Source organism: Embleya sp. NPDC008237 (assembly GCF_042956465.1).
Classification (GTDB): domain Bacteria; phylum Actinomycetota; class Actinomycetes; order Streptomycetales; family Streptomycetaceae; genus Embleya.
In genome coordinates, this window is sequence record NZ_JBIBGL010000042.1 from 1 (window position 1) to 22,267 (window position 22,267).

Annotated in this window: 5 protein-coding genes; all 5 read left to right on the plus strand. The window is 73.2% G+C overall.

All coding sequences use genetic code 11. The annotated features are described in order from the left end of the window. Positions 1-7,756 (plus strand): SDR family NAD(P)-dependent oxidoreductase (locus ACFZBU_RS47695; RefSeq protein WP_391590107.1); only part of this gene is annotated, 7,756 nt, incomplete at its 5' end. 16 nt (positions 7,757-7,772) lie between these two features. Then, positions 7,773-10,625 (plus strand): aminotransferase class III-fold pyridoxal phosphate-dependent enzyme, encoded by a 2,853-nt coding sequence (locus tag ACFZBU_RS47700; protein ID WP_391590108.1) that lies wholly within the window; start codon positions 7,773-7,775, stop codon positions 10,623-10,625. Positions 10,626-10,693: 68 nt separating this feature from the next. Then, positions 10,694-12,205: an MFS transporter gene (locus ACFZBU_RS47705; RefSeq protein WP_391590109.1), complete on the plus strand. Its 1,512-nt coding sequence runs from the start codon at positions 10,694-10,696 to the stop codon at positions 12,203-12,205. A 207-nt stretch (positions 12,206-12,412) separates the two neighbouring features. After that, the gene (locus tag ACFZBU_RS47710) at positions 12,413-13,615 is read left to right on the plus strand and encodes an acyl-CoA dehydrogenase family protein (RefSeq protein ID WP_391590110.1); all 1,203 of its coding nucleotides are present in this window, start codon (positions 12,413-12,415) and stop codon (positions 13,613-13,615) included. 235 nt (positions 13,616-13,850) lie between these two features. Then, positions 13,851-22,247 carry a type I polyketide synthase gene (locus ACFZBU_RS47715; RefSeq protein WP_391590111.1) on the plus strand — a complete coding sequence of 2,799 codons (8,397 nt, stop codon included), beginning with the start codon at positions 13,851-13,853 and terminating at the stop codon, positions 22,245-22,247. Positions 22,248-22,267: the final 20 nt, after the last annotated feature.

Consider the following 22,267-nt stretch of genomic DNA (forward strand, 5'->3'; position numbering starts at 1 on the left):
CCTGCACACCGACGGCCACACCGTCGACTGGTCCCGGCTGTTCACCGGCACCGCCGCCACCCTGACCGACCTGCCCACCTACCCCTTCCAACACCGGAACTATTGGCTCTCGCAGTCGTCGTCGGGTGGCGTGGTCTCGGCGGGGCAGGTGGCCGCGAGCCACCCGATGCTGGACGCGGTCGTGCGCATCGCGGGTGCCGACGATGTGGTGTTCACCGGCCGTCTGTCCGCGCGGACGCACGCCTGGGTCGCCGAACACGAGCTGGGCGGACGGGCGTTGGTGCCGGGTACCGCGCTGATCGACATGGCGATGTGGGCCGGCGACGAGGTCGGCTGCGCCGGTGTGGCCGAGATGGTGGTCACCGCGCCGCTGGTCCTGCCGGAAACGGGCGGGGTGCGGGTCCAGCTCGTGGTGAACGAGTCGCAGGACACCGGGCAGCGGCCGTTCGCGATCCATTCCTGCGACGAGGCCGGCGAGGAGTGGACCTGCCATGCCACCGGTCTGCTGGCCTCCTCGGTCCCGGAGCCGCGATTCGAGCTGACCGAATGGCCGCCGGCCGGTGCCGTGCCCCTGGCGACGGACGGCTTCTACGAGCGGCTCGCGGAGAACGGCTACGTGTACGGTCCGACCTTCCGTGGATTGCGGACGTTGTGGCGCCGCGACGGGGCCGCCGGCGCCGAGTTCTTTGCCGAGGTGGCGCTGCCGGAACACACGGACACGGCACGATTCGGGATCCATCCCGCCCTGTTCGACGCGGCCATCCACCCTCGGGTCTTCGCCGCGGTCGCCGACGCGGGCGAGGACTTCACGCTCCTGCTGCCGTTCGTGTGGAACGGGATCACCCTTCATGCCACCGGCGCGACCGCGCTGCGGGTACGGGTGGTCATCGACGGCGAGACCGAGGGCGGGACCTCCTGCCGGGTGCAGATGGCCGACGAGGCTGGACAACCGGTCGCCGAGGTGCAGTCGGTGGAGGCGCGCCCGGTGTCGGCGGACGGGCCGACCGCGCGGGACGAGACGGCCGGCTCGCTGTTCGGCGTGGACTGGGTCGGGGTCGAGGTGGGCCCGACCGAACAGGCCGGGCGCTGGGCCCTGATCGGCGCTCCCGACCGGTCGGTGGACGAGGTGTTGACGGTCGACCGTCGCGAGACGTGGTCGGACGCGGCCGGGGCCGACGTCCTGGTCGCCGTCTACGCCGCCCGGCCGGCCGGCGAGGTCGTCGCGCAGGTGCACGAGACGGTCGTCGAGGCGCTGGACCTGGTGCGGGAATGGCTGGCCGACGACCGGTTCCCGGCAAGCCGGCTCGTCGCGGTGACCCGTGGCGCGGTGGTGGTCGGCGGGGACGACGCCGCGCCGGATCCGGTGGGCGCCGCGGTGTGGGGTCTGCTGCGTTCGGCACAGTCGGAACACCCCGACCGGATCGTGCTGGCGGACGTCGACGCCGACCCGGCCTCGCTCGCGGTTTTGCCCGCGGTGCTGGCGGCGGGCCATGATCAGGTCGCGGTGCGCGCCGGCGCGGTGACCGTGCCACGCCTGGCCCCGCAGCCCGCGGTGGACGCCGCCGGGCCGGAGTTGGCGCCGGCCGGCACCGTCCTGGTGACCGGCGGAACCGGTGCGCTGGGTGTGCTGTTCGCCCGGCACCTGGTCACCGGGTACGGCGTCCGGAACCTGGTGCTCACGAGCCGACGAGGCCCGGACGCCCCGGGGGCGCAGGCACTCGTCGAGGAACTCACCGCGCTGGGCGCCACCGTAGGGGTGGTGGCCTGTGACGTGGCCGACCGCTCCGCGCTCGCGGCCGTGCTCGACGCGATCCCGGCGGAGCACCCGCTCACCGGCATCGTGCACACCGCCGGCGTCATCGACGACGGCATCATCACCGCACTCACCCCCGACCGGATCACCACCGTGCTCCGCCCCAAGGTCGACGCCGCATGGCATCTGCACGAACTCACCCGGGACCGACCGCTCGCGATGTTCGTGCTGTTCTCCTCCCTCGCCGGCACGCTGGGCAACCCGGGCCAGGCCAACTACGCGGCGGCCAACCACTTCCTCGACGCGCTTGCCGGGTACCGTCGCGCGCACGGCCTTCCCGCGCTCTCGCTGGGCTGGGGTCTGTGGTCCGTGGCGGGCGGCATGCAGGCCGAGGTCACCGCGGGCGGCCTCGACCACCTGCGGCACACGGGACTGCGGCCGCTCTCCGCGGCGGGCGGCGCGGCGCTGTTCGACCGGGCGCTCGCGGCGGACCGCCCGGTGTCCCTGCCGGCGCGGCTGGACCTGCGGACACTGCGGGCCGGATCGGCTCCGGTCCCGCCGATGTTGCGCAGCCTGGTGGGGCGTTCGTCCCGCCGGGTGGTTCGGCAGGGCGCGGGCGGCCTGCGGGCACTGGCCGACCGGCTGGCCGCGTTGCCGCACCAGCAGCGGCACGAGCAGGTCGCCGATCTGGTGCGCACCGAGGTGGCCGCGGTGCTCGGGTTCGGCTCCGGCGAACGGATCGGCGAGGGTGTGCCGTTCCGCGAGTTGGGCTTCGACTCGCTGACCGCGGTCGAACTGCGCAACCGGCTGGCCGCGGTCACCGGCCTGCGGTTGTCGCCCGGGGTGGTGTTCGACTACCCGACGGTCTCGGCGATCGCCGAGCACCTGCTGTCCGAACTGAGCGGCGACCTGCCGGCTTCGGCCTCGGCCGTCGCCGCGTCGGTCCCCGGTCCGGGCGGCGAGAACGAGCCGATCGCGATCGTCGGCATGGCGTGTCGCTTCCCGGGCGGGGCCAACACCCCCGAGGAATTGTGGCAGTTGGTGGTCGACGGGGTCGACGCGATGGCGGACATGCCGGACGACCGCGGCTGGGACATCGAGCGGCTGTGGGATCCGGATCCCGACAAGCCCGGCACGTTCTATCCGCGGGCCGGCGGATTCATCGACGCCGCCGCCGAGTTCGACGCCGGCTTCTTCGGGATCTCGCCCCGCGAGGCGCTCGCGATGGACCCGCAGCAGCGGTTGCTCCTGGAGACCTCGTGGGAGGCGCTGGAGAGCGGCGGCATCGACCCGCAGTCGTTGCGGGGCAGCGACACGGGCGTCTTCACCGGGTTGACCGCGCAGGGATACGGCGAGGGTGGCGACAGGGTCGAGGAGAGCGCCGAGGGGTATCGGCTGACCGGCTCGACGACGTCCTTCGGTTCCGGCCGGATCTCCTACGTCCTGGGGCTGGAAGGCCCGACGATGTCCATCGACACGGCGTGCTCGTCGGTGCTGGTGTCGCTGCACCTCGCCGCGAACGCGGTGCGCAGCGGCGAATGTGCCCTGGCGCTCGCGGGCGGCGCGACGGTGATGGCGCAGCCCATCGGGTTCATCGAGTTCTCCCGGCAACGCACCCTGTCGCCGGACGGCAGGGCCAAGGCGTTCGCGGAGTCCGCGGACGGCACCGGGTGGTCGGAGGGTCTGGGCCTGTTCGTGCTGGAGCGGCTGTCCGACGCCCGGCGGAACGGACACCCGGTGCTCGCGCTGGTCCGGGGCAGCGCGGTGAACTCCGACGGCGCGTCCAACGGCATGACCGCGCCCAACGGCCCGTCGCAGCAGCGGGTGATCCGGCAGGCGCTGGCCAACGCCGGCGTCGAACCGTCCGAGGTGGACCTCCTGGAGGCGCACGGGACCGGCACCCGGCTCGGCGACCCGATCGAGGCGCAGGCGCTGCTGGCGACCTACGGTCGGGATCGACCGGCGGACCGCCCGCTGTGGCTGGGGTCGGTGAAGTCCAACATCGGGCACACCCAGCACGCCGCCGGGGCCGGCGGGCTGATCAAGGCGGTCATGGCCATGCGGCACGGCCTGATGCCCAGGACCCTGCACGTGGACGAGCCGACATCCGCCGTGGACTGGTCGTCGGGTGCGATGGAACTGCTGACCGAGGCCCGCCCGTGGCCGGAGCTCGACCGGCCGCGCCGGGCCGCGGTGTCCGCATTCGGGATGAGCGGCACCAACGCGCACGTCATCCTCGAACAGGCACCCGACGACCCGCCCGCGGCCCCGGCACAGGTCGCGGTGTCCCTGCCGGCGGTGCCGTGGGTGTTGTCGGCCAAGTCGCCGCAGGCACTGCGTGCGCAGGCCGACCGGCTGCTGTCCGTGTCGGCCTCCGACGCCGCGCCGAACCCGCTCGACATCGGCTTCTCGTTGGCGACCCGCTCGGTGTTCGACTACCGGGCGGTGCTCGTCACCGGGGGAGGCGCACAGGCAGCGGCCGGGCTGCGGGCGATCGTGGCGGGCGAGGCGACCGTGGCCCGGGACGGCCGGACCGCGTTCGTGTTCACCGGGCGGCCGGTCACCGACCGGTTCGCCGACGGACCGGAACGCGACCTGTACGAGACGTTGCCGGTATATGCCGAGGCGTTCGACACGATCCTGACCGAGCTCGGCGACAAGGGGGAGGACGCGAGCCTGTTCGCCGCAGAGGTGGCGCTGTTCCGGCTGGTCGAATCCTGGGGTCTGACGTTCGGCTGCGTCGCCGGGACCGGGATCGGCGAGATCGCCGCCGCCTACGTCGCCGGGGCGCTCTCGTCGGCCGACGCCGCCCGGCTGCTGACCACCGGAGACAGGGGCGACGTGACGTTCGCCGAACCGCGGATCCCGGTGGTGTCGCCGCACACCGGCCGGCCGCTCGTCGCCGGCGACCCGGCGGGGTCGATGGGGTCCTCGGGGTCCGAGGGGATCGCCGCCGCCGAGCGGTGGATGGACGAGCAGCGGGTGACCCGGTTCGTCGAGTCGGGCCCGCGGCGCACGATCGAGGGTTCGGTGCTCCTGCTGCGAGACGACCGGCCGCAGGTGCACACCGTGCTCGACGGCCTGGCGGAACTGTTCGTCGCCGGGGCGTCCGTCGACTGGGCCGCCGTCTTCGCCGGAACCGGGGCGCGCCGCACCGGCCTGCCCACCTACCCGTTCCAGCGCGAGAGGTACTGGCCGGCCGAATCCGCCGACGCCGCGAGCCTCGACCCGGACGCCTCGGAGCACGCCCTGCTCGGCGCGGCCATCGCGGTGGCGGGCCGGGACGAACTGGTGTTCACCGGTCGCCTGTCGCTCACCACGCATCCCTGGTCGGCCGACCATGCCGTGGCCGGCGTGCCGGTGCTGCCCGGGTCGGCCCTGGTGGACCTGGCGATCCGGGCCGGCGACGCGAGCGGCTGCCCGGTGCTGGCGGAGCTCACGGTCGCCGAGCCGCTCGTCCTGCCCGACCGCGGCGGTGTGCAGGTGCAGGTCGTGACCGGCGCCGCCGACGAGGCCGGGCGGCGGACGGTGGGCATCCACACCCGGCCCGCCGCCGGACCGGGCACGGACGGCGCGGCGCGGGACTGGACCTGCCACGCCACCGGCCTGCTCGCCCCCGCCGGCGACCGGCCGCAGGTCGACTCGGCCGGGTGGCCGGTGGCCGCGGCCAAGGCGGTGGACTGGGCGTACGAGGACTTCGCCGACGCGGGTCACCACTACGGCCCGGTGTTCCGGGGTCTGGAGTCGGTGTCGCGCCGGGGCGACGAGGTGTTCGCCGAAGTCCGGTTGCCCGAAGGGGCGATCGCCGACGTCGGGAGATTCGGGATCCACCCGGCCCTGCTGGATGCCGCGGTGCAGCCGCTGCTGATCGGCGCCGCCGAGGTCGAGCCGGACGGTACGGCCCTGCTGTCGCTGCGGTGGGAAGGCGTCGCCCTGCACGCCACCGAGGCGACGGTCCTGCGCGTGCGCCTGGCGCCCGCCGGATCGCGGGGCTTCCGCCTCGAGGCGGTCGACGAGGCCGGACTGCCGGTGCTGGTGGCCGAGTCGGTGCGGCTGGTCCCGGCGCGCGTGACGCCGAGGGACGGCGCGGCGACCGCGGCTCCCGATCGGGCCTCGCTGTTCGAGCTGGGCTGGACCCCCGTCCCGCAGCGGGCCGACGACGAACCGGAGAGCCTGCTCGCCCTGCTCGGCGGCGACCCCGGCGACCCCGGCGACCTCGCCGAGGTGGCGCCGCTGCGGTTCGCCGACATCGAGTCGGCGGCGGCGTCCTACACCCCGTGGGATGTCCTGCTGGTGCAACCGTCGCAGCCGGGCGCCTCGGCCGGCCGACCGGCGGACGTGCACCGAGCCGTGGAACGGGCGCTCGGCGTGGCGCAGTCCTGGCTGGCCCAGGAGAACCTGCCGGACAACCGCCTGGTCGTGGTGACCAGGGGAGCGATGACCGTCGGGGCACAGGACGAGGTGCGCGACCCGGCCGGGGCCGCGGTGTGGGGTCTGCTGCGGTCGGCCCAGGCGGAGCACCCCGACCGGATCGTGCTGGTCGACCTGGACGACGACCCGGCCTCGACCGAGCTGCTGTTCGCTGCGGCCCAGGCTGGGGAACCGCAACTGGCCGTGCGGGCCGGGCACATGCTCGCGCCGCGGCTGGTGCCCTCGACCGCGTCGGACGGGCCGGCGCCGACCCTCGCGACGTCCGGCACCGTGCTGGTCACCGGCGCCGACGGGCCGCTCGGGGCGCTGTTCGCCCGGCACCTGGTCACCGCGTACGGGGTCGAGCACCTGGTGCTCGCCCATCCGCACGGGCCGGACTCGGCCGCCGAGCGACTGCGGGACGAACTGGTCGGTCTCGGTGCCACGGCCACCGTGGTGGCCTGCGACCCGGCCGACCGGACGGCCGTGCGCGCGCTGCTCGCGGACATCCCGGCCGAGCATCCGCTGACCGGGATCGTGCACACCCAAAACGTCCTGGACGACGGGGTGTTCACCGCGCTGACCACCGAGCGGGTCGGGCACGTGCTGCGGCCCAAGGTGGACGGGGCGTGGAACCTGCACGAGTCGACCGCGGACGCGCCGCCCGCGCTGTTCGTGCTGTTCTCCTCGGTGGTGGGCATGCTCGGCAGCCCGGGGCAGGCCAACTTCGCCTCGGCGAACGCGTACCTGGACGCGCTGGCCACGCAGCGTCGGGCGGCCGGACTGCCCGCGGTATCGATGGCCTGGGGCCGGATGGTCGAGAGCGCCCAGTCCGGCCTGCGGGTGATCGCCGAGGACGAGGCGTGCGAACTGTTCGACGCGGCGCTCGCCACCGGGCACGCCGTGGTGGCGCCGGCACCGCTCGACCCGGTCGCGCTGCGCCGCGACACCGCGCAGATTCCGGTCGTGCTGCGCGGGTTGGTACCGCGCGCCGAGCGCCGGAAGGCGAGCGCCGAGCTGCCCGCCGACCGGTTCGCGGAGATGACCAGGACCGAGGCCGAGACGTACCTGCGTGACCTGGTGCGCGCCGAGGCGGCGGGGGTGCTCGGGCACGCGACACCGGAGAACGTGCAGTGGGAGGTGTCCTTCCGGGACTCCGGATTCGACTCGCTGTCCGCGGTGCAGTTCCGCAACCGGCTGGCCGAGCAGACCGGCCTGTCGCTGCCCACCACGCTGGTCTTCGACTACGCCTCGCCCGGCGTGCTGGTGGACCACCTGCTCGAACGGCTCGCCGTCACCGACGGGGTCGGCCGCCGCTCCGCCCTGGCCGAACTGGACAGGCTGGAGGCCGTCCTGATGGCCGTCCCGGTCGAACCGGTGGACGAGCGGGACTCCGGTCACACGGAGATCGCCGCCCGACTGACCGCCATCCTCGCCCGCTGGAACAAGACCCGGACCGATGCGCGGCCCGACGCGGTCGCCGCCGGTGGCGGGTTCGACCTGGCCGCCGCGATCGAGACCGCGACCGAGAACGAGGTCTTCGACTTCATCGACCGGGAGCTGGGCCGCTCCTCCGCCAACCCGAACCGCTGACCACCAGGAGATATTGGTGAACGCACCCATCCGTTACGCCGAAGCCCTACTGACCGGAATGCTCGGCACCTTCGGCCTGGACATCGAGTATGTCCGGGCGGAGAAGAACACCCTGTACTGCCTGGACGACGCCGGCACGGAGGTGCCGGTGCTCGACCTGGTCGGCGGTTGGGGCTCGCTGATGCTCGGGCACAATCATCCGGAGATCGTGGCGTACGCGAAGGAACTGCTGGACACCGGTTGGCCGGTGCACTCGCAACACTCCTCGCACCCGGTCGCCGACCGGGTCGGCGCGGTGCTCAACGAGATCATCGGCCGCGAGTTCCCCGGCGCCGAGCCGTACCCGATCATCTTCGCCAACAGCGGTGCGGAGGCGGTCGAAGCGGCGGTCAAGCACTGCGAGTTCGACCGCGTGTTGCGGATGAAGAGCCTGTTCGAGCAGATCGAGTGGCACGCGGACGTGGCCCTGAACGCGGTGCGCGACGGGGACGCGGCACTGCCGGACGACACGTCCCTGCTGCCCGGCGACGTGCCGGCGCCGACCGGCATCGAGGAGTTCGCCGCGCTGCTCGGCGCGGTGGCCGCGCACAACGTCGCGCAGGCGGGGACCGGCCCGGTGTTCTTCGCGCTGGAGCGGGCGTTTCACGGAAAGCTGGTCGGCAGCACCCAGTTCACCTACAACCCGCTGTTCCGGGCGGCGTTCGCATCGCTCGGGATGACGGTGAAGTTCGTACCGCCGAACGATGCGACGGTCTTCGAGAAGCTCGTGACCGAGCAGCGGGTCACCGTGCTCGACGTCGAGGTGCTGGACGGCAGGGTCACCCTCGTCGAGCGCGACTTCCCGGTCCTCGCCGGACTGATCGTCGAGCCGATCCAGGGCGAGGGCGGGATCCACGAGCTGACCGGTGAGTTCGTCGCCCGGATCCGGCAGATCTGCGACGAGGTCGAGTGCCCGATCGTCGTGGACGAGATCCAGACCGGGATGGGGCGGACCGGAAAGTTCTTCGCGAGTTCCCACATCGGGCTGCTGGGCGACTACTACGTGCTGGGCAAGTCGCTCGGCGGCGGCATCGCCAAGACCTCCGCGATGCTGGTCCGCCAGTCGCGCTACCGCCCGGAGTTCGAACTGGTGCACAGCTCGACCTTCGCCAAGGACGGTTTCTCCACGGCCATCGCCCTGCGTACGCTCGAACTCCTGGAGGCCGACGACGGGGCGGCCTACGATCGCGCCGCGGAACGCGGCGGGCGAATCCTGGGCATGTTGCGCGAGCTGGCCGCGGAGTTTCCCGACGTGGTGGCCGACGTGCGCGGGCGCGGACTGCTCATCGGACTGGATTTCGCCGACCAGAGCAACGCCTCGTCCCCGATCATCCGGGAGAAGGCGCGGGCCGGTCTGCTCGTCTTCCAACTGGGCAGCTACCTCCAGTTGGCCCACCGCATCCGCACCGGGCCGACCGCGAGCGTGCCGACCATGTTGCGAATCGAGCCGTCGATCCACATCGGCGACGAGGAGATCGACCAGCTGCGGACCGGCCTCACCCAGGTCTGTCGGATCCTGCGCAATCAGGACGCGTTGCAGCTGATCCACCCGTTGACCGGCGCCGGCGAGCCGACACGCGCGCGGATCGAGGACTTCCGGCCCGCGACGGACGACGCGCCCGCGCCGACCGAGCCGGCCGATCGCCGGGTCGGGATCGTCGGCTACCCGCTGACGCCGGACATGTTGCGGGAGTTCGACCCCTCGCTCGCCGATCTGGACGACGACCGCCTGCTGGCCTATGCGCGGCGGTCCGAGCTGCTCAAGGATCTGCCGGCGCTCGCACCGGTCCGGTTCGACTCGCCGCAGGGCACGTCGGTGGATCTCACCGTCTACCCGCTGCTGGTGACCCAGCAGCAGCTGCGGGAATACCAGGTCTCCGGGCAGACCTTCCTGATCGGCCTGGACCTGGACCGCCGGGTGCGCGCGGCGAAGGCGGACGGCTGCGACACCGTCGGCCTCGGGTTCGGGCTCGGCGCGGTCGTCGGTCACGGCCGCGCACTGCAGGTTCCCGGGATCACCGTGACCGCGGGTAGTGCGCTGGCGGTCGGCTCGGCGCTGGCCGCCGTCCGGCATGCGGCGGTCGAACGATTCGGCGGACTCGGCGGGTTGACGATGGCGGTCGTCGGCGCGGGCGGGCGGATCGGCTCGGCCCTGGCCGCGATCGGTGCCCGCGAGGTGGCCAGGATCGTGCTGGTGGGCAGTGGCCGGCCGGGTTCGGCCGAGCGGCTGCGGGCCACGGAACACCGGATCTACCAGGAGGCGTGGGCGCGGATCGCGGCCGGCGGCGAGCCGACCGGCATCGCGGCGGGGCTGTCCGCCGAGCCGCTCATCGCCGGATGGCTGGCCGACGGGCGCCCCGGCGACGAGCCCAGCGGCGCGGCCATCGCGGCGTATCTCGCCGACAATCGCGACGCCGACCCGTTCGTCGTCGTGGCCGACGATCTTTTGCCGGTGCGAAATGCGCATGTGGTGTTCACAGCACATTCGAGCCCGGTTTCCGTGCTGGACGAGAAGTATCTCGCCGACGGCGCGATCATCGGCGATTTGTCGTTTTTCGGCACCGGCTCCGAATCCGCCGCAGCGGATTCTCGCGGCGATCTACACTACGTGCGGGCCGGTGTACTTTCCGTGTCCAACGGCGGTATTCTGCCACGCGGAGTCAGCGTTTCACCGGGTGCTGATGAATTGCTGGCGGGGGCGGCGGAAGCAATCACACTCGCGTTGTCCGGCAGCGGTGGATCGATGGGCGGCGGCGCCATTACCCGAGAGCGGGTGGACGCCATGGTCGAACTCGCGAAGCAGCACGGATTCGAGACGATTTCCAGCTGAAGTCTGCCGAACACCGGTTCGCCGGACCATCGGCCGATGGTCCGGCCTGATCAACAGAGGTAAGTGGAATGTCAGAGTCACCAGAGTCCGAGTCGAAAGTGGCGACGGAGGGCGCGCCCGACCCCCACTACGCCAACCGCTGGTTGATCCTGGCGGTGATCGGTATCGCGCAGATGACGATCTTCCTGGATACGACCGTCGTCAATATCGCGCTGCCGTCCGCACAGGCGGATCTCGGGTTCGGCGACGCGGACCGGCAGTGGGTCGTCACGGCGTACGCGCTCGCCTTCGGCAGCTTACTGCTGCTCGGCGGCAGGGTGGTCGACCTCATCGGCGCGAAGCGCTCGCTGATGATCTCGATCATCGGATTCGGTGTCATGTCGGTGCTGGGCGGCGCGGCCAACGGCTTCCCCATGCTGGTCACCGCCCGTGCACTGCAGGGAGCATTCGCCGCACTCGTCGCGCCGGCGGCGCTGTCGTTCCTGCTGACCGTGTTCAAGGACCCGAAGGAACGGGTCACCGCCTTCGGTGTCTACGGCGCACTCGGCAGCGGCGGGCTCGCGCTCGGCCTGATCCTCGGCGGCGCGCTGACCGACTGGCTGGACTGGCGCTGGTGCCTGTACGTCAACGTGATCCTCACGGCGGTCGTCTTCATCGGCGCGTCGCTGACCATGCAGAACCGGCAGGCCGAAGACCGCCCGGAGAAGCTCGACCTGCCCGGCACGGTGACCGCGTCGGTCGGCCTGTTCTGCCTCGCCTACGGTCTCTCCAACGCCGCCGACGGTCACTGGGGCGGCACCGACGTGTGGGGCTTCCTGGTCGGGAGCGGCGTCCTGCTGGTCGCGTTCGTGGTGTTCGAGCTTCGCTCGCGGACCCCGTTGCTGCCGATGCGGATCGTGCTGCACCGCAACCGGGGCAGCGCCTATCTGGCGATGTTCCTGTTGGGGATCGGGCTGTTCGTGCAGTTCCTGTTCCTGACCTACTACCTCCAACTGATCCTGGACTTCTCGGCGATCCAGAGCGGTCTGGCCTTCCTGCCGATGATCGTGGGGATCGCGATCGGCGCGACCACCGTCCCGCCGATCCTCGAACCCAAGCTGGGATCGCGCATTCTGATCCCGGCCGGCCTCCTGCTGGCCGCGATCGGGTCGTTCTGGCTCAGCCGCCTCACCACCGACAGCTCGTACGCCTCCGGCGTACTGGCCCCGACCCTGATCGCCGGCATCGGCTTCGGGCTGGTCGTCTCGCTGGGGGCCGCGGTCGCCACGGTCGGCGTCGAACCGCAGGACGCCGGCGCCGCGTCGGCGTTGGTCAACACGGTGCAACAGGTGGGTGGTTCGATCGGCACCGCGCTGCTGAGCACGCTGGCGATCACCGCGGCGGACTCCTACATCGAAGGCAAGACGCCGACTCCGCAACTTGCCGCGGAGGCCTCCGTGGAGAGCTACACGACGGCGTTCTTCTGGGGCGCGATGGTCTTCCTCGGCGGAGCGGTCGTCTGCGGCCTGCTGTTCGACCGCTTCGTGACGGCACAGACCGACCCGGAGGTCGGTGAACCGGCCGTCGTACCCGGCGTCTGATTCCTTCCGCACCCGTTCGACCGGCAACCGGTCGTCGGCCGGCACCCGGTTCCGTGACTTGGTTCCGAGTACCAGCCCGGCGGCCGGTTTCTGGGTTGTGGACGCTGGGACTCCCCGGCCGGAGCGGATTGACTTGAGGACGGATGCGGTGCGGTGAGTCCACCCCGATCGGGGTCGGCCCGCGACCCACAATCGAAGGAGAGCTCCGTGACAGCAGTGGCCGATGAGCGGGCGGACGCGACGACCGGGCCGGCGGTCGACCCGGCGGAGCTTCTGACCCGTACCCGCGAGCTTGCTCAGCTGATCCGCGAGAACGCACCGAAGACCGAGCAGGACCGCCGGCTCGCCGAGGAGGTCGTGGTCGGGCTGCGCGACGCGGGGCTGTTCCGGCTCACCACGCCGACCCGGTTCGGCGGCTACGACCTGCGGATGTCGGATCTGCTGGCGATCATCGCCGAGGTCGGCAAGTCGTGCGGGTCGGCCGGCTGGAACCTGTCCATCGACACCGCGTCGACCCGGTTCGCGCTGAACGGCATGCCGGAGACCGCGTTGGCGGAGATGTTCGCGGACAACCCCGACGCGTACGTGATCTCCACGGCCCACCTGAGCACGACGAAGGCGCGGCGGGTCGACGGCGGTTTCCGGGTGAACGGCACGTTCCCGTGGAGCTCGGGTTGCGAGATCGCGGACTGGGCCTACATCCCGGTCGTGCACGTCTACGACGGCGACGCACAGACCGCGGACCTGGTCGGCGGCGTCGTGCCGATGGGCGACCTGAGGATCGAGCGGACCTGGCACGTGGCGGGCCTGGCCGGCTCCGGCACCCACACCGTCGTGGCCGAGGACGTGTTCATCCCGGAACAGCGGGCGGTCGCGTTCAGCCTCACGGATCTCGTGGGCGAGGACGAGCGGGACAGCATGCTCCTCCAGGGCAGCGCGCAGTCGCTCGCCGCGATCGTGGGAGCGGCCGAGGGCGCGCTGGAGGTCACCAGGCAGACGCTCGCCAAGAAGCGGCCGATCACCTACGTCAACTACGAGGCGGCCGTCGACGCGCCGTCGGTGCAGATGTGGTTCGGCGAGGCCGCGCACCTGATCGAAACCGCCCGGATGCACCTGCGGGAAGTCGGCGCGGCGCTCGACGGGATACCGGAAACCCAGCCGATGCCGTGGGAGGAGCGGGCCCGGCTTCGCATGCACCAGAGGTCCGCCCATGAAAAGGCGCGAGCGGGTGTGGAGAAGTTGCTCGACGTCGTCGGGGGCAGCGCATTCGCCCTGTCGAACCCGCTGCAGCGCCTGTGGCGGGACATCTCGGTGATGAGCCGGCACACCGCGCTCAACGCGCCGATCATTCTGGAGGACTACAGCCGGGCGACGCTGGACATCCACCCGTCGGTGACCCTCCTGTACTGAGGCTTTTCCTGGGGGCAGCCCTTCGGGGGCCCCTCGTCGCGATCGAACAATGCGTCGGTATTGCTCGGCGGCCGGGTTTTTCCGGTGGCCGCCGAGCAATACCGATGCGCCTTTTTGCGGACGGTGGGCCACCGAGCCCGCAGCGGTTCCCGTTGGTATCGGCCACCAGATTTCCGTCCGCATTATGGGTTCCGGCGACAAGCCAACTCGCCGTCAGGGGCGTTGACTGCTGGATATGAGACGGATCGCCGTGGTCGGATTGGCTTGTCGGTTTCCCGGGGCCGGCGACGGCCACGAATTCTGGCGGTTGTTGCGGGACGGGACGGACGCCGTACGCGAGGCCCCGCAGGACCGGTGGCGCAGCGCCGAGCTGCCGCACCGCCTCGGCGGATTCGTCGACGGAATCGACCGGTTCGACGCGGGATTCTTCGGAATCCCACCGGGTGCGGCAGCCGCGATGGACCCGCAGCAGCGCCTGATGCTGGAGCTGGCCTGGGAGGCGCTCGAGGACGCGCGAATCCTTCCCGCCGAACTCGGCGGCGGCGACACCGGGGTGTTCGTCGGCGTCATGTGGGACGACTACGCGGCGCTGCAGGACCGGCTCGGCGCGGCCGGGGTCGACCGGCACACGATGACCGGCACCCGCCGCGCGATCATCGCCAACCGGATCTCCCACCACCTCGGCCTGCGCGGCCCGAGCCTGGCCGTGGACACTGCCCAGTCCTCCTCGCTCGTGGCGGTGCACCTGGCGTGCGAGAGCCTGCGGCGCGGGGAGTGCGGCGTGGCCATCGCCGGGGGCGTGAATCTGAACATCCTGGCCGAACCGACGCTCGGCGCGGTGCGGTTCGGCGGCCTGTCACCGGACGGCCGGTGCTTCACGTTCGACGCGCGCGCCAACGGCTTCGTGCGCGGTGAGGGCGGTGGCGCGGTGGTGCTCAAGCCGCTGGACGCCGCACTCGCCGACGGCGACGACATCTACTGCGTGCTGACCGCCGGCGCCGTGAACAACGACGGTGCCGGCGAAGGCGAGCACGCCGGCCTCACCGTGCCGAGCCGCTCCGCGCAGGAGGAGGTCGTCCGCCGGGCGTACCGGCGGGCCGGCGTCGCGCTGCGCGGTGTGCAGTACGTGGAACTGCACGGCAGCGGTACGAAGGTGGGCGACCCGATCGAGGCCGCGGCGCTCGGTGCCGCACTGGGTCGTGTCCGCCGTCCGGGTTCGCCGTTGCCGGTGGGCTCGGTCAAGACCAACATCGGGCACCTGGAAGGCGCGGGCGGGATCGCCGGGTTGGTCAAGGTGGCGCTGAGCATCCGGCACCGGTTGTTGCCGCCGAGCCTGAACTTCGCCACGCCGAACCCGGACATCCCCCTCGACGAGCTCGGCCTGCGGGTGCAGACCGAGCTGACGCCGTGGCCGGAACCGAACCGGCCGCTGGTGGCCGGAGTGAGTTCGTTCGGGATGGGCGGCACGAACTGTCACCTGGTGGTCGCCGAACCCCCGACGACCGCGGCGACGACCGCCGGGGTGGTCGCTCCGGCGGCCGTCTCGGCGACGGCTTCCTCGGCCGCTTCGGTGCCCGGTGGGCCTTTGCCGGCCGGCGCGCGGGCGTGGCCGATCGCCGGCCGTACCGGCGAGGCCCTTCGGGCCCAGGCCGCACGACTGCTGTCCTTCGTGGACGAACGGCCCGAATCCGCCGCGGACATCGGGCTGTCCCTGGCCACCACCCGGACCGCGTTCCGGCACCGTGCGGTCGTGGTCGGCGGCGACCGGGCGGAACTGCGGCGACGCCTCGCCGAGTTCGCCGCCGGCGCGGCCGTCGCGGGCGTGGTCGAGGGGCAGGCCACGGCGGTCGGAAAGACGGTGTTCGTCTTCCCCGGGCAGGGTTCGCAATGGGCCGGCATGGCTGTCGAACTGCTGGAGTCCGTACCGGAGTTCGCCGAGTCGATGCGGGAGTGCGAGGCGGCGTTCGCAGCCCACGTCGACTGGTCGCTGAGCGAGGTGCTGCGGGATGCGACCGCGCTGGAGCGGGTGGACGTGGTACAGCCCGCGCTGTTCGCGGTGATGGTGTCGCTCGCGCGGTTGTGGCGCTCGTGCGGGGTCGAGCCGGCGGCGGTGGTCGGGCACAGCCAGGGTGAGATCGCCGCAGCCTGCGTGGCGGGCGCCCTGTCGCTGGAGGATGCCGCGCAGGTGGTGACGTTGCGCAGCCGGGCCCTGACGGCGCTGTCCGGTCGCGGCGGCATGGTGTCGGTGCTGCGGTCGGCCGCCGAGGTGCGCGAGCGGATCCTCGCGTGGAACGGCGCGGTGTCGATCGCGGCGGCGAACGGTCCGTCGTCGGTGGTGCTCTCCGGCGACCCCGACGCGCTGGACGAGTTGGTCGCGCGGTGGACCGAGGAAGGCGTCGAGACCCGGCGGATCGTGGTCGACTACGCGTCCCACTCGTCCCACGTGGAGCAGATCCGGGAGCGGCTGCACACGGTGCTGGCCGGGATCCGACCGCGGTCCTCGGCGGTGCCGTTCTACTCCACGGTGACCGGCGGCCTGCTGGACACCGCCGAACTCGACGCCGCGTACTGGTACCGGAACCTGCGACAGACCGTGGAGCTGGAGCAGGCGACCCGGGCGCTGCTGTGCGACGGGCACACGGTGTTCGTCGAGTGCAGCCCGCATCCGGTGCTCCTGCCCGCGCTGCGGGACACGGTGGAGCGGCGGGATCCGGTCGGGCAGTCCGGGCCCGCCGCCGTGGTCGCCGGCTCGCTGCGGCGGAGCGAGGGCGGCCCGGAGCGCTTCCTCGCGTCGCTCGCCGAACTGCACGTGCGCGGCGTGGAGGTGGACTGGTCCCGCGTGTTCGCCCTGCGCGGCGCCCGTACCGTGGGCCTGCCCACGTACGCCTTCCAGCGCGAGCGCCACTGGCTCGCCGAACCGGCCGCTCGGGCGGCCGTCGCCGCCGACGCGGAACCCGCGTCGGCGCCTCCCGCTCCGGCCGGGGTCACGGCCGTGATCCCGGCCGGGCCCGAGATGTCGGCACTGGTGCGCTCGACCGTCGCGGTCGTCCTCGGCCATGCGAGCGGCGACGCGGTGGACCCCGGGGCGACGTTCAAGGATCTCGGGTTCGACTCGCTGTCCACCGTGGAACTGCGGGACCGGTTGACCGCGGCGACCGGGCTCGCGCTGCCGGCGGGATTGTTGTTCGGCCACCCGACCCCGGCCGAACTCGCCGACCACCTGCGGACATTGGCGGGAGGCGACGAGGAGCCCGTCGAGCCCGCCGCGGGTACGGCAAGCGACGAGCCGATCGCGATCGTCGGGATGGCCTGCCGGCTCCCCGGGGGCGTCGCGTCCCCCGAGGATCTGTGGCGACTGGTCGTGGACGGGACCGACGCGATCTCGGAATTCCCGGTAAACCGGGGCTGGGACCTCGACCGGCTCCACGACGTCGACCCGGAGCGGGCGGGCACGTCCTACACCCGGCACGGCGGCTTCCTGCACGACGCCGACCGCTTCGACGCCGAATTCTTCGGCATCTCGCCGCGGGAGGCGCTGGCGATGGACCCGCAGCAGCGACTGCTGCTGGAGACGTCCTGGGAGGCGCTGGAACGGGCCGGAATCGATCCCGCCGGCCGGCGCGGCGCACCCGTGGGGGTCTTCGTCGGGGCGATGGCGCAGGACTACGGCCCCCGGCTGCACGCCGCGCACGCCGAGTCCGACGGCTACCGGCTGACCGGCAGCACGATCAGCGTCGCGTCCGGCCGGATCGCCTACACGCTCGGGCTCCAGGGCCCCGCGGTCACCGTGGACACCGCGTGCTCCTCGTCGCTGGTGGCGCTGCATCTGGCGGCCCAGGCCCTGCGGGCCGGGGAGTGCACGCTCGCACTGGCCGGCGGCGTCGCGGTGATGTCCGGACCCGGGATGTTCGTGGAGTTCAGCCGCCAGCGCGGGCTGGCCGAGGACGGCCGATGCAAGGCGTTCTCCGCCGCCGCCGACGGCACCGGGTGGGCCGAGGGCGCGGGAATCGTGGTGCTCGAACGACTGTCGGACGCGCGGCGCCACGGACACCGCGTGCTGGCCGTGCTGCGCGGCAGCGCGATCAACCAGGACGGCGCCTCGAACGGGCTCACCGCGCCGAACGGGGTCGCCCAGGAACGGGTGATCCGCCAAGCCCTCGCCGCCGCCGGGATGACCGCCGGGGACGTGGACGTGGTCGAGGCGCACGGCACCGGGACCACGCTCGGCGACCCGATCGAGGCGGAGGCGCTGGCGGCCACGTACGGCCGCGATCGGGAGCCGGGCCGACCGCTGCTGCTGGGGTCGCTGAAGTCCAACATCGGCCACGCCCAGGCCGCGGCCGGAGTGGCCGGCGTGATCAAGATGGTGCAGGCGCTGCGGCACGAGACGGTGCCCGGGACACTGCACGCCGACGAGCCGACCCCGCATGTGGACTGGGCCGGCGGCGGGTTGGCACTGGTCACCGAGACCCGGGAGTGGCCGCGGACCGGCCGGGCGCGCCGGGCCGGGGTGTCCTCGTTCGGGATCAGCGGCACGAACGCCCACGTGATCATCGAACAGGCGCCGCCGGAGCCGCATCCGGAGCCCGAGCCCGGGTCGGGTCCGGAGTCGGCGCCCGGTGCGTCGGCCGATCCGGTGTCGCCGTGGGTGTTCTCCGCGAGCAGCGAGGACGCGGTGGCGGACCAGGCCGCCGCCCTGCTGGCCTTCCTGGACTCGCATCCCGACCTGAACCAGGCGGACACCGGGTTTTCCCTGGCCGCGGCCCGCTCCGGCCTGCCGCACCGGGCCGCCGTCGTCGGCGCGGACCCGTCCGCCCGCCGCCGGGGTCTGACCGCGCTCGCAGCCGGCACCGAGGCACCCGGCGTGCTGCGCGGCACCGCCCGCGAGCCGGGCGCGGTGGTGTTCGTCTTCCCCGGTCAGGGTTCGCAGTGGGTCGGGATGGCGGTGGAACTGCTGCATTCGTCCCCGGTGTTCGCCGACACGATGCAGGACTGTGCCGGAGCGCTGGCCCCGCACGTCGACTGGGACCTGTTCGAGGTGCTGCGCGACGCCGCCGCGCTGGAGCGGGTGGACGTGGTGCAGCCCGCGCTGTTCGCGGTGATGGTCTCGCTGGCCGCACTGTGGCGCTCGTACGGTGTGGAGCCCGCCGCGGTGGTGGGCCATTCGCAGGGGGAGATCGCCGCCGCATGCGTCGCCGGCGCACTCGACCTGGCCGACGCGGCGAGGATCGTCGCCCTGCGCAGCCGGGCCATCCTGGCGCTGTCCGGCGCCGGCGGCATGGTCTCGGTGGCACTGTCCGAGGACGAGGCCGCCGCACGCCTGCGCCGATGGGAAGGCCGGCTGTCCACGGCGGTGGTGAACGGCCCGGGCGCGGTCGTCGTGGCCGGCGACGTGGGCGCGCTGGACGAACTGGTCGCCGAGTGCGAGGCCGCCGGGGTGCGGGTCAAGCGGCTCCCGGTGGACTACGCGTCGCATTCGGCCCACGTGGAGCGGATCGAGGACGAACTGGCCGCGGTGCTGGCCGGCACGGCTCCCCGCCCCTCGACGGTCCCGTTCTACTCGACGGTGACCGCCGGCCTGCTGGACACCACCGGTCTGGACGCCGGCTACTGGTACCGCAACCTGCGCAGCCGGGTCCGCTTCGCCGAGACGGTCGGTGTGCTGGCCGAGCGGGGGCACTCGGTGTTCGTCGAGGTCAGTCCGCATCCGGTGTTGACCGCGGCGGTCGAGGACGTGGTCGAGCACGCGGTCGTCGTCGGCTCGCTGCGCCGCGACGACGGCGGCCCCGAGCGGTTCGTGACCTCGCTGACCGAGGCGTACGTACGCGGCGTGAGCCCGGACTGGCGGGCCGTCTTCCCCGGCGCGCGACCGGTCGACGTGCCCACCTCGGTGTTCCGGCGGCGGCGCTACTGGCTCGAACCGACGCCGGACGGCGAGCCGGCGGACGTGGCGGCGGCCGGACTGACCGCGGCGGACCACCCGCTGCTCGGCGCCGTGGTGGAACTGCCGGACTCCGGCGGCCTGGTGCTGACCGGACAACTGTCCCTCCGGGCCCAGCCCTGGCTGGCCGACCACGGGCTGGTCGATCGTGGGTCGGTCGATCCCGGGCGGGCGGACACGGTGCTGCTGCCCGGCGCGGCGTTCGTCGAGCTGGCGGTGCGCGCGGGCGACGAGGTGGGCTGCGACGAGGTCGCGGAGCTGACCTGCGAGGTGCCGTTGACCCTGCCCGCGCACGGCGGGGTCGACGTGCAGGTCACGGTCGGCGAACAGGACGACTCCGGCCGCCGGGCGCTGGCCGTGCACGCCCGCCCGGCGGACGGTTCCACCGGCTGGACCCGGCATGCGAGCGGGGTGCTCGCGATGGGCGGGGCCGAGGAGTTCGACCTGACCTCCTGGCCGCCGGCGGGCGCGGTCGCGGTGGAGTGGGACGGCGGATACGACCGCTGGACCGAACTCGGCTACCGATACGGCCCGGCGTTCCGCGGCCTGCGCTCGTGGTGGCGGCGGGGCGCGGAGACCTTCGCCGAGGTGGCGCTGCCGGCGGAGATCGCGGCGGACGCCGGCCGGTTCGGGCTGCATCCGGCACTGCTGGACGCCGCGTTGCATGCCGCGGTCGGGGACGGTCCGGACTGCCGGCTGCCGTTCTCCTGGCAGGGCGTGTCGTTGCGGGCCGGCGGTGCGTCCGCGCTGCGGGTGTGGATCACGCCGGACGGCCCGGACACGGTCTCGCTGAGGCTGGCCGATGCGACCGGAGCGCCGGTGGCGTCGGTGGAGTCGCTGGCACTGCGGCCGCTCCCGGCCGGGGCCCCGACCGGCGGGCCGCCGGAGGCGTTGTTCCGGGTGGACTGGGTCGAGGCCCGCGGGCCCGAGACCTCCGGTGACCGGCGGCCATGGGCGCTCGTCGGCGTCGACGAACTCGGGCTCGGCGTACCCTCCCACGCCGATCTCGGCGCGCTGGCCGCCGCGGGACCGGTGCCGGAGGCGGTGTTCGCCGCGCCGACCGGGGAGCCCACCGCGGCCGGCGCGCACGCCGTGGCCGGCCGGACGCTGCGACTGATGCAGGAGTGGCTCGCCGACGAGCGATTCGCCGCGTCGAGGCTGGTGTTGCTCACCCGCGACGCGATGGTCGTGGAGCCCGCCGAGCCGTCCGAGCCGTCCGAGCCGTCCGAGCCGTCCGAGTCGGCCGAGTCGGATGTGCTCGGCGCGGCGGGCGCCGGGGTGTGGGGCATGGTCCGCTCGGCACAACGCGAGCACCCGGACCGGTTCGTCGTCGTCGACCTGGACGCGCACGAGGCGTCGGTCGCGGCGCTGCCGGTCGCCCTGGCCGGCGGCGAGCCGCAACTCGCGATCCGCAAGGGCCGGCCGCTGGTACCCCGGCTGGCCGGGGTCGCCGGCCCGTCCGCGGCGCGACCCGACCTGACGGCGGGCACGGTGCTGATCACCGGCGCCACCGGAACCCTCGGCGGCCTGTTCGCCCGGCACCTGGTGACCCACTACGGGGTCGCGCACCTGGTGCTGGCCGGCCGGCGCGGACCCGACGCACCGGGCGCCGTCGAGCTCGCCGCGGAGCTGACCGGGCTGGGTGCGACGGTCACCGTGGCCGCGTGCGACGTCGCCGACCGGGACGCCCTGGCCGCACTGCTCGCATCGATCCCGGCGGAGCACCCGCTGACCGGTGTCGTGCACGCCGCCGGACTGCTCGACGACAGCGTGCTGGAGGCGATGCGGCCGGAACAACTGGCACGCGTGCTGCGCCCGAAGGTCGACGCCGCGCTGAACCTGCACGAGCTGACCCGGCGGCTCGACCTGGCGATGTTCGTGCTGTTCTCCTCGGTCGCCGGCATCCTGGGCCTGCCGGGGCAGGCGAACTACGCGGCGGCCAACGCGTTCCTGGACACCCTGGCCCAGCAGCGCGCGGCGCGCGGCCTGCCGGCCGTGTCGCTCGCCTGGGGCCTGTGGGCGCCGCCGAGCGGGATGACCGGCCGGCTCGCGGACGCCGACCTGAGCCGGATGCGCCGCGCCGGCCTGAGCCCGTTGTCCGTGGCGGAGGGGCTGGCCCTGTTCGATGCCGCGGTCTGCTCCGGCGCCGCCCTGGTCGTCCCGGCCCGGATCGATCCGGCCGCGGTGCGGGCACAGGGCCCCGTACCGGCGCTGCTGCGCGGCGTGGTCCGCGAGCGGGTCAGGCGCGCGGAGGCCGCCGCGGCGCAGCCGGTCGACGCCGGGTCGCTCGGCGCCGACCTGGCCCGGATGTCCGGTGCGGACCGTGAGGCGGCCCTGCTCGACCTGGTCCGCGAGCACACCGCCACGGTGCTGGCACACGGCGCGCCGGGCGCGGTCGCCCCCGACCGGACCTTCAAGGAACTCGGGTTCGACTCGCTGACGGCGGTGGACCTGCGCAACCGGCTGGGCGCGGCGACCGGGCTGCGCCTGCGGGCCACGCTGGTGTTCGACTACCCGACGCCGTCCGCACTCGCCGGCCGGCTCGGCGCGGTCCTGGGCCCGGCCGAACCGGCCGAACCCGCCGAGCCCGACGTCCCGGTCGCGCCGCCCGCGCCGCCGACCGGTGGGCTGGACGGGCTGGAGCTCGACGAACTCTTCGACCTCATCGACGGCGAACTTGGCATGCCCTGATCGGAGTTCTTGTGAGTAAC

What these genes read in the sequence shown, in the direction of transcription:
- ACFZBU_RS47715 (WP_391590111.1), top strand. Translation starts at nt 13,851, where the DNA reads ATGAGACGGATCGCCGTGGTCGGATTGGCTTGTCGGTTTCCCGGGGCC.
- ACFZBU_RS47705 (WP_391590109.1), top strand. Translation starts at nt 10,694, where the DNA reads ATGTCAGAGTCACCAGAGTCCGAGTCGAAAGTGGCGACGGAGGGCGCG.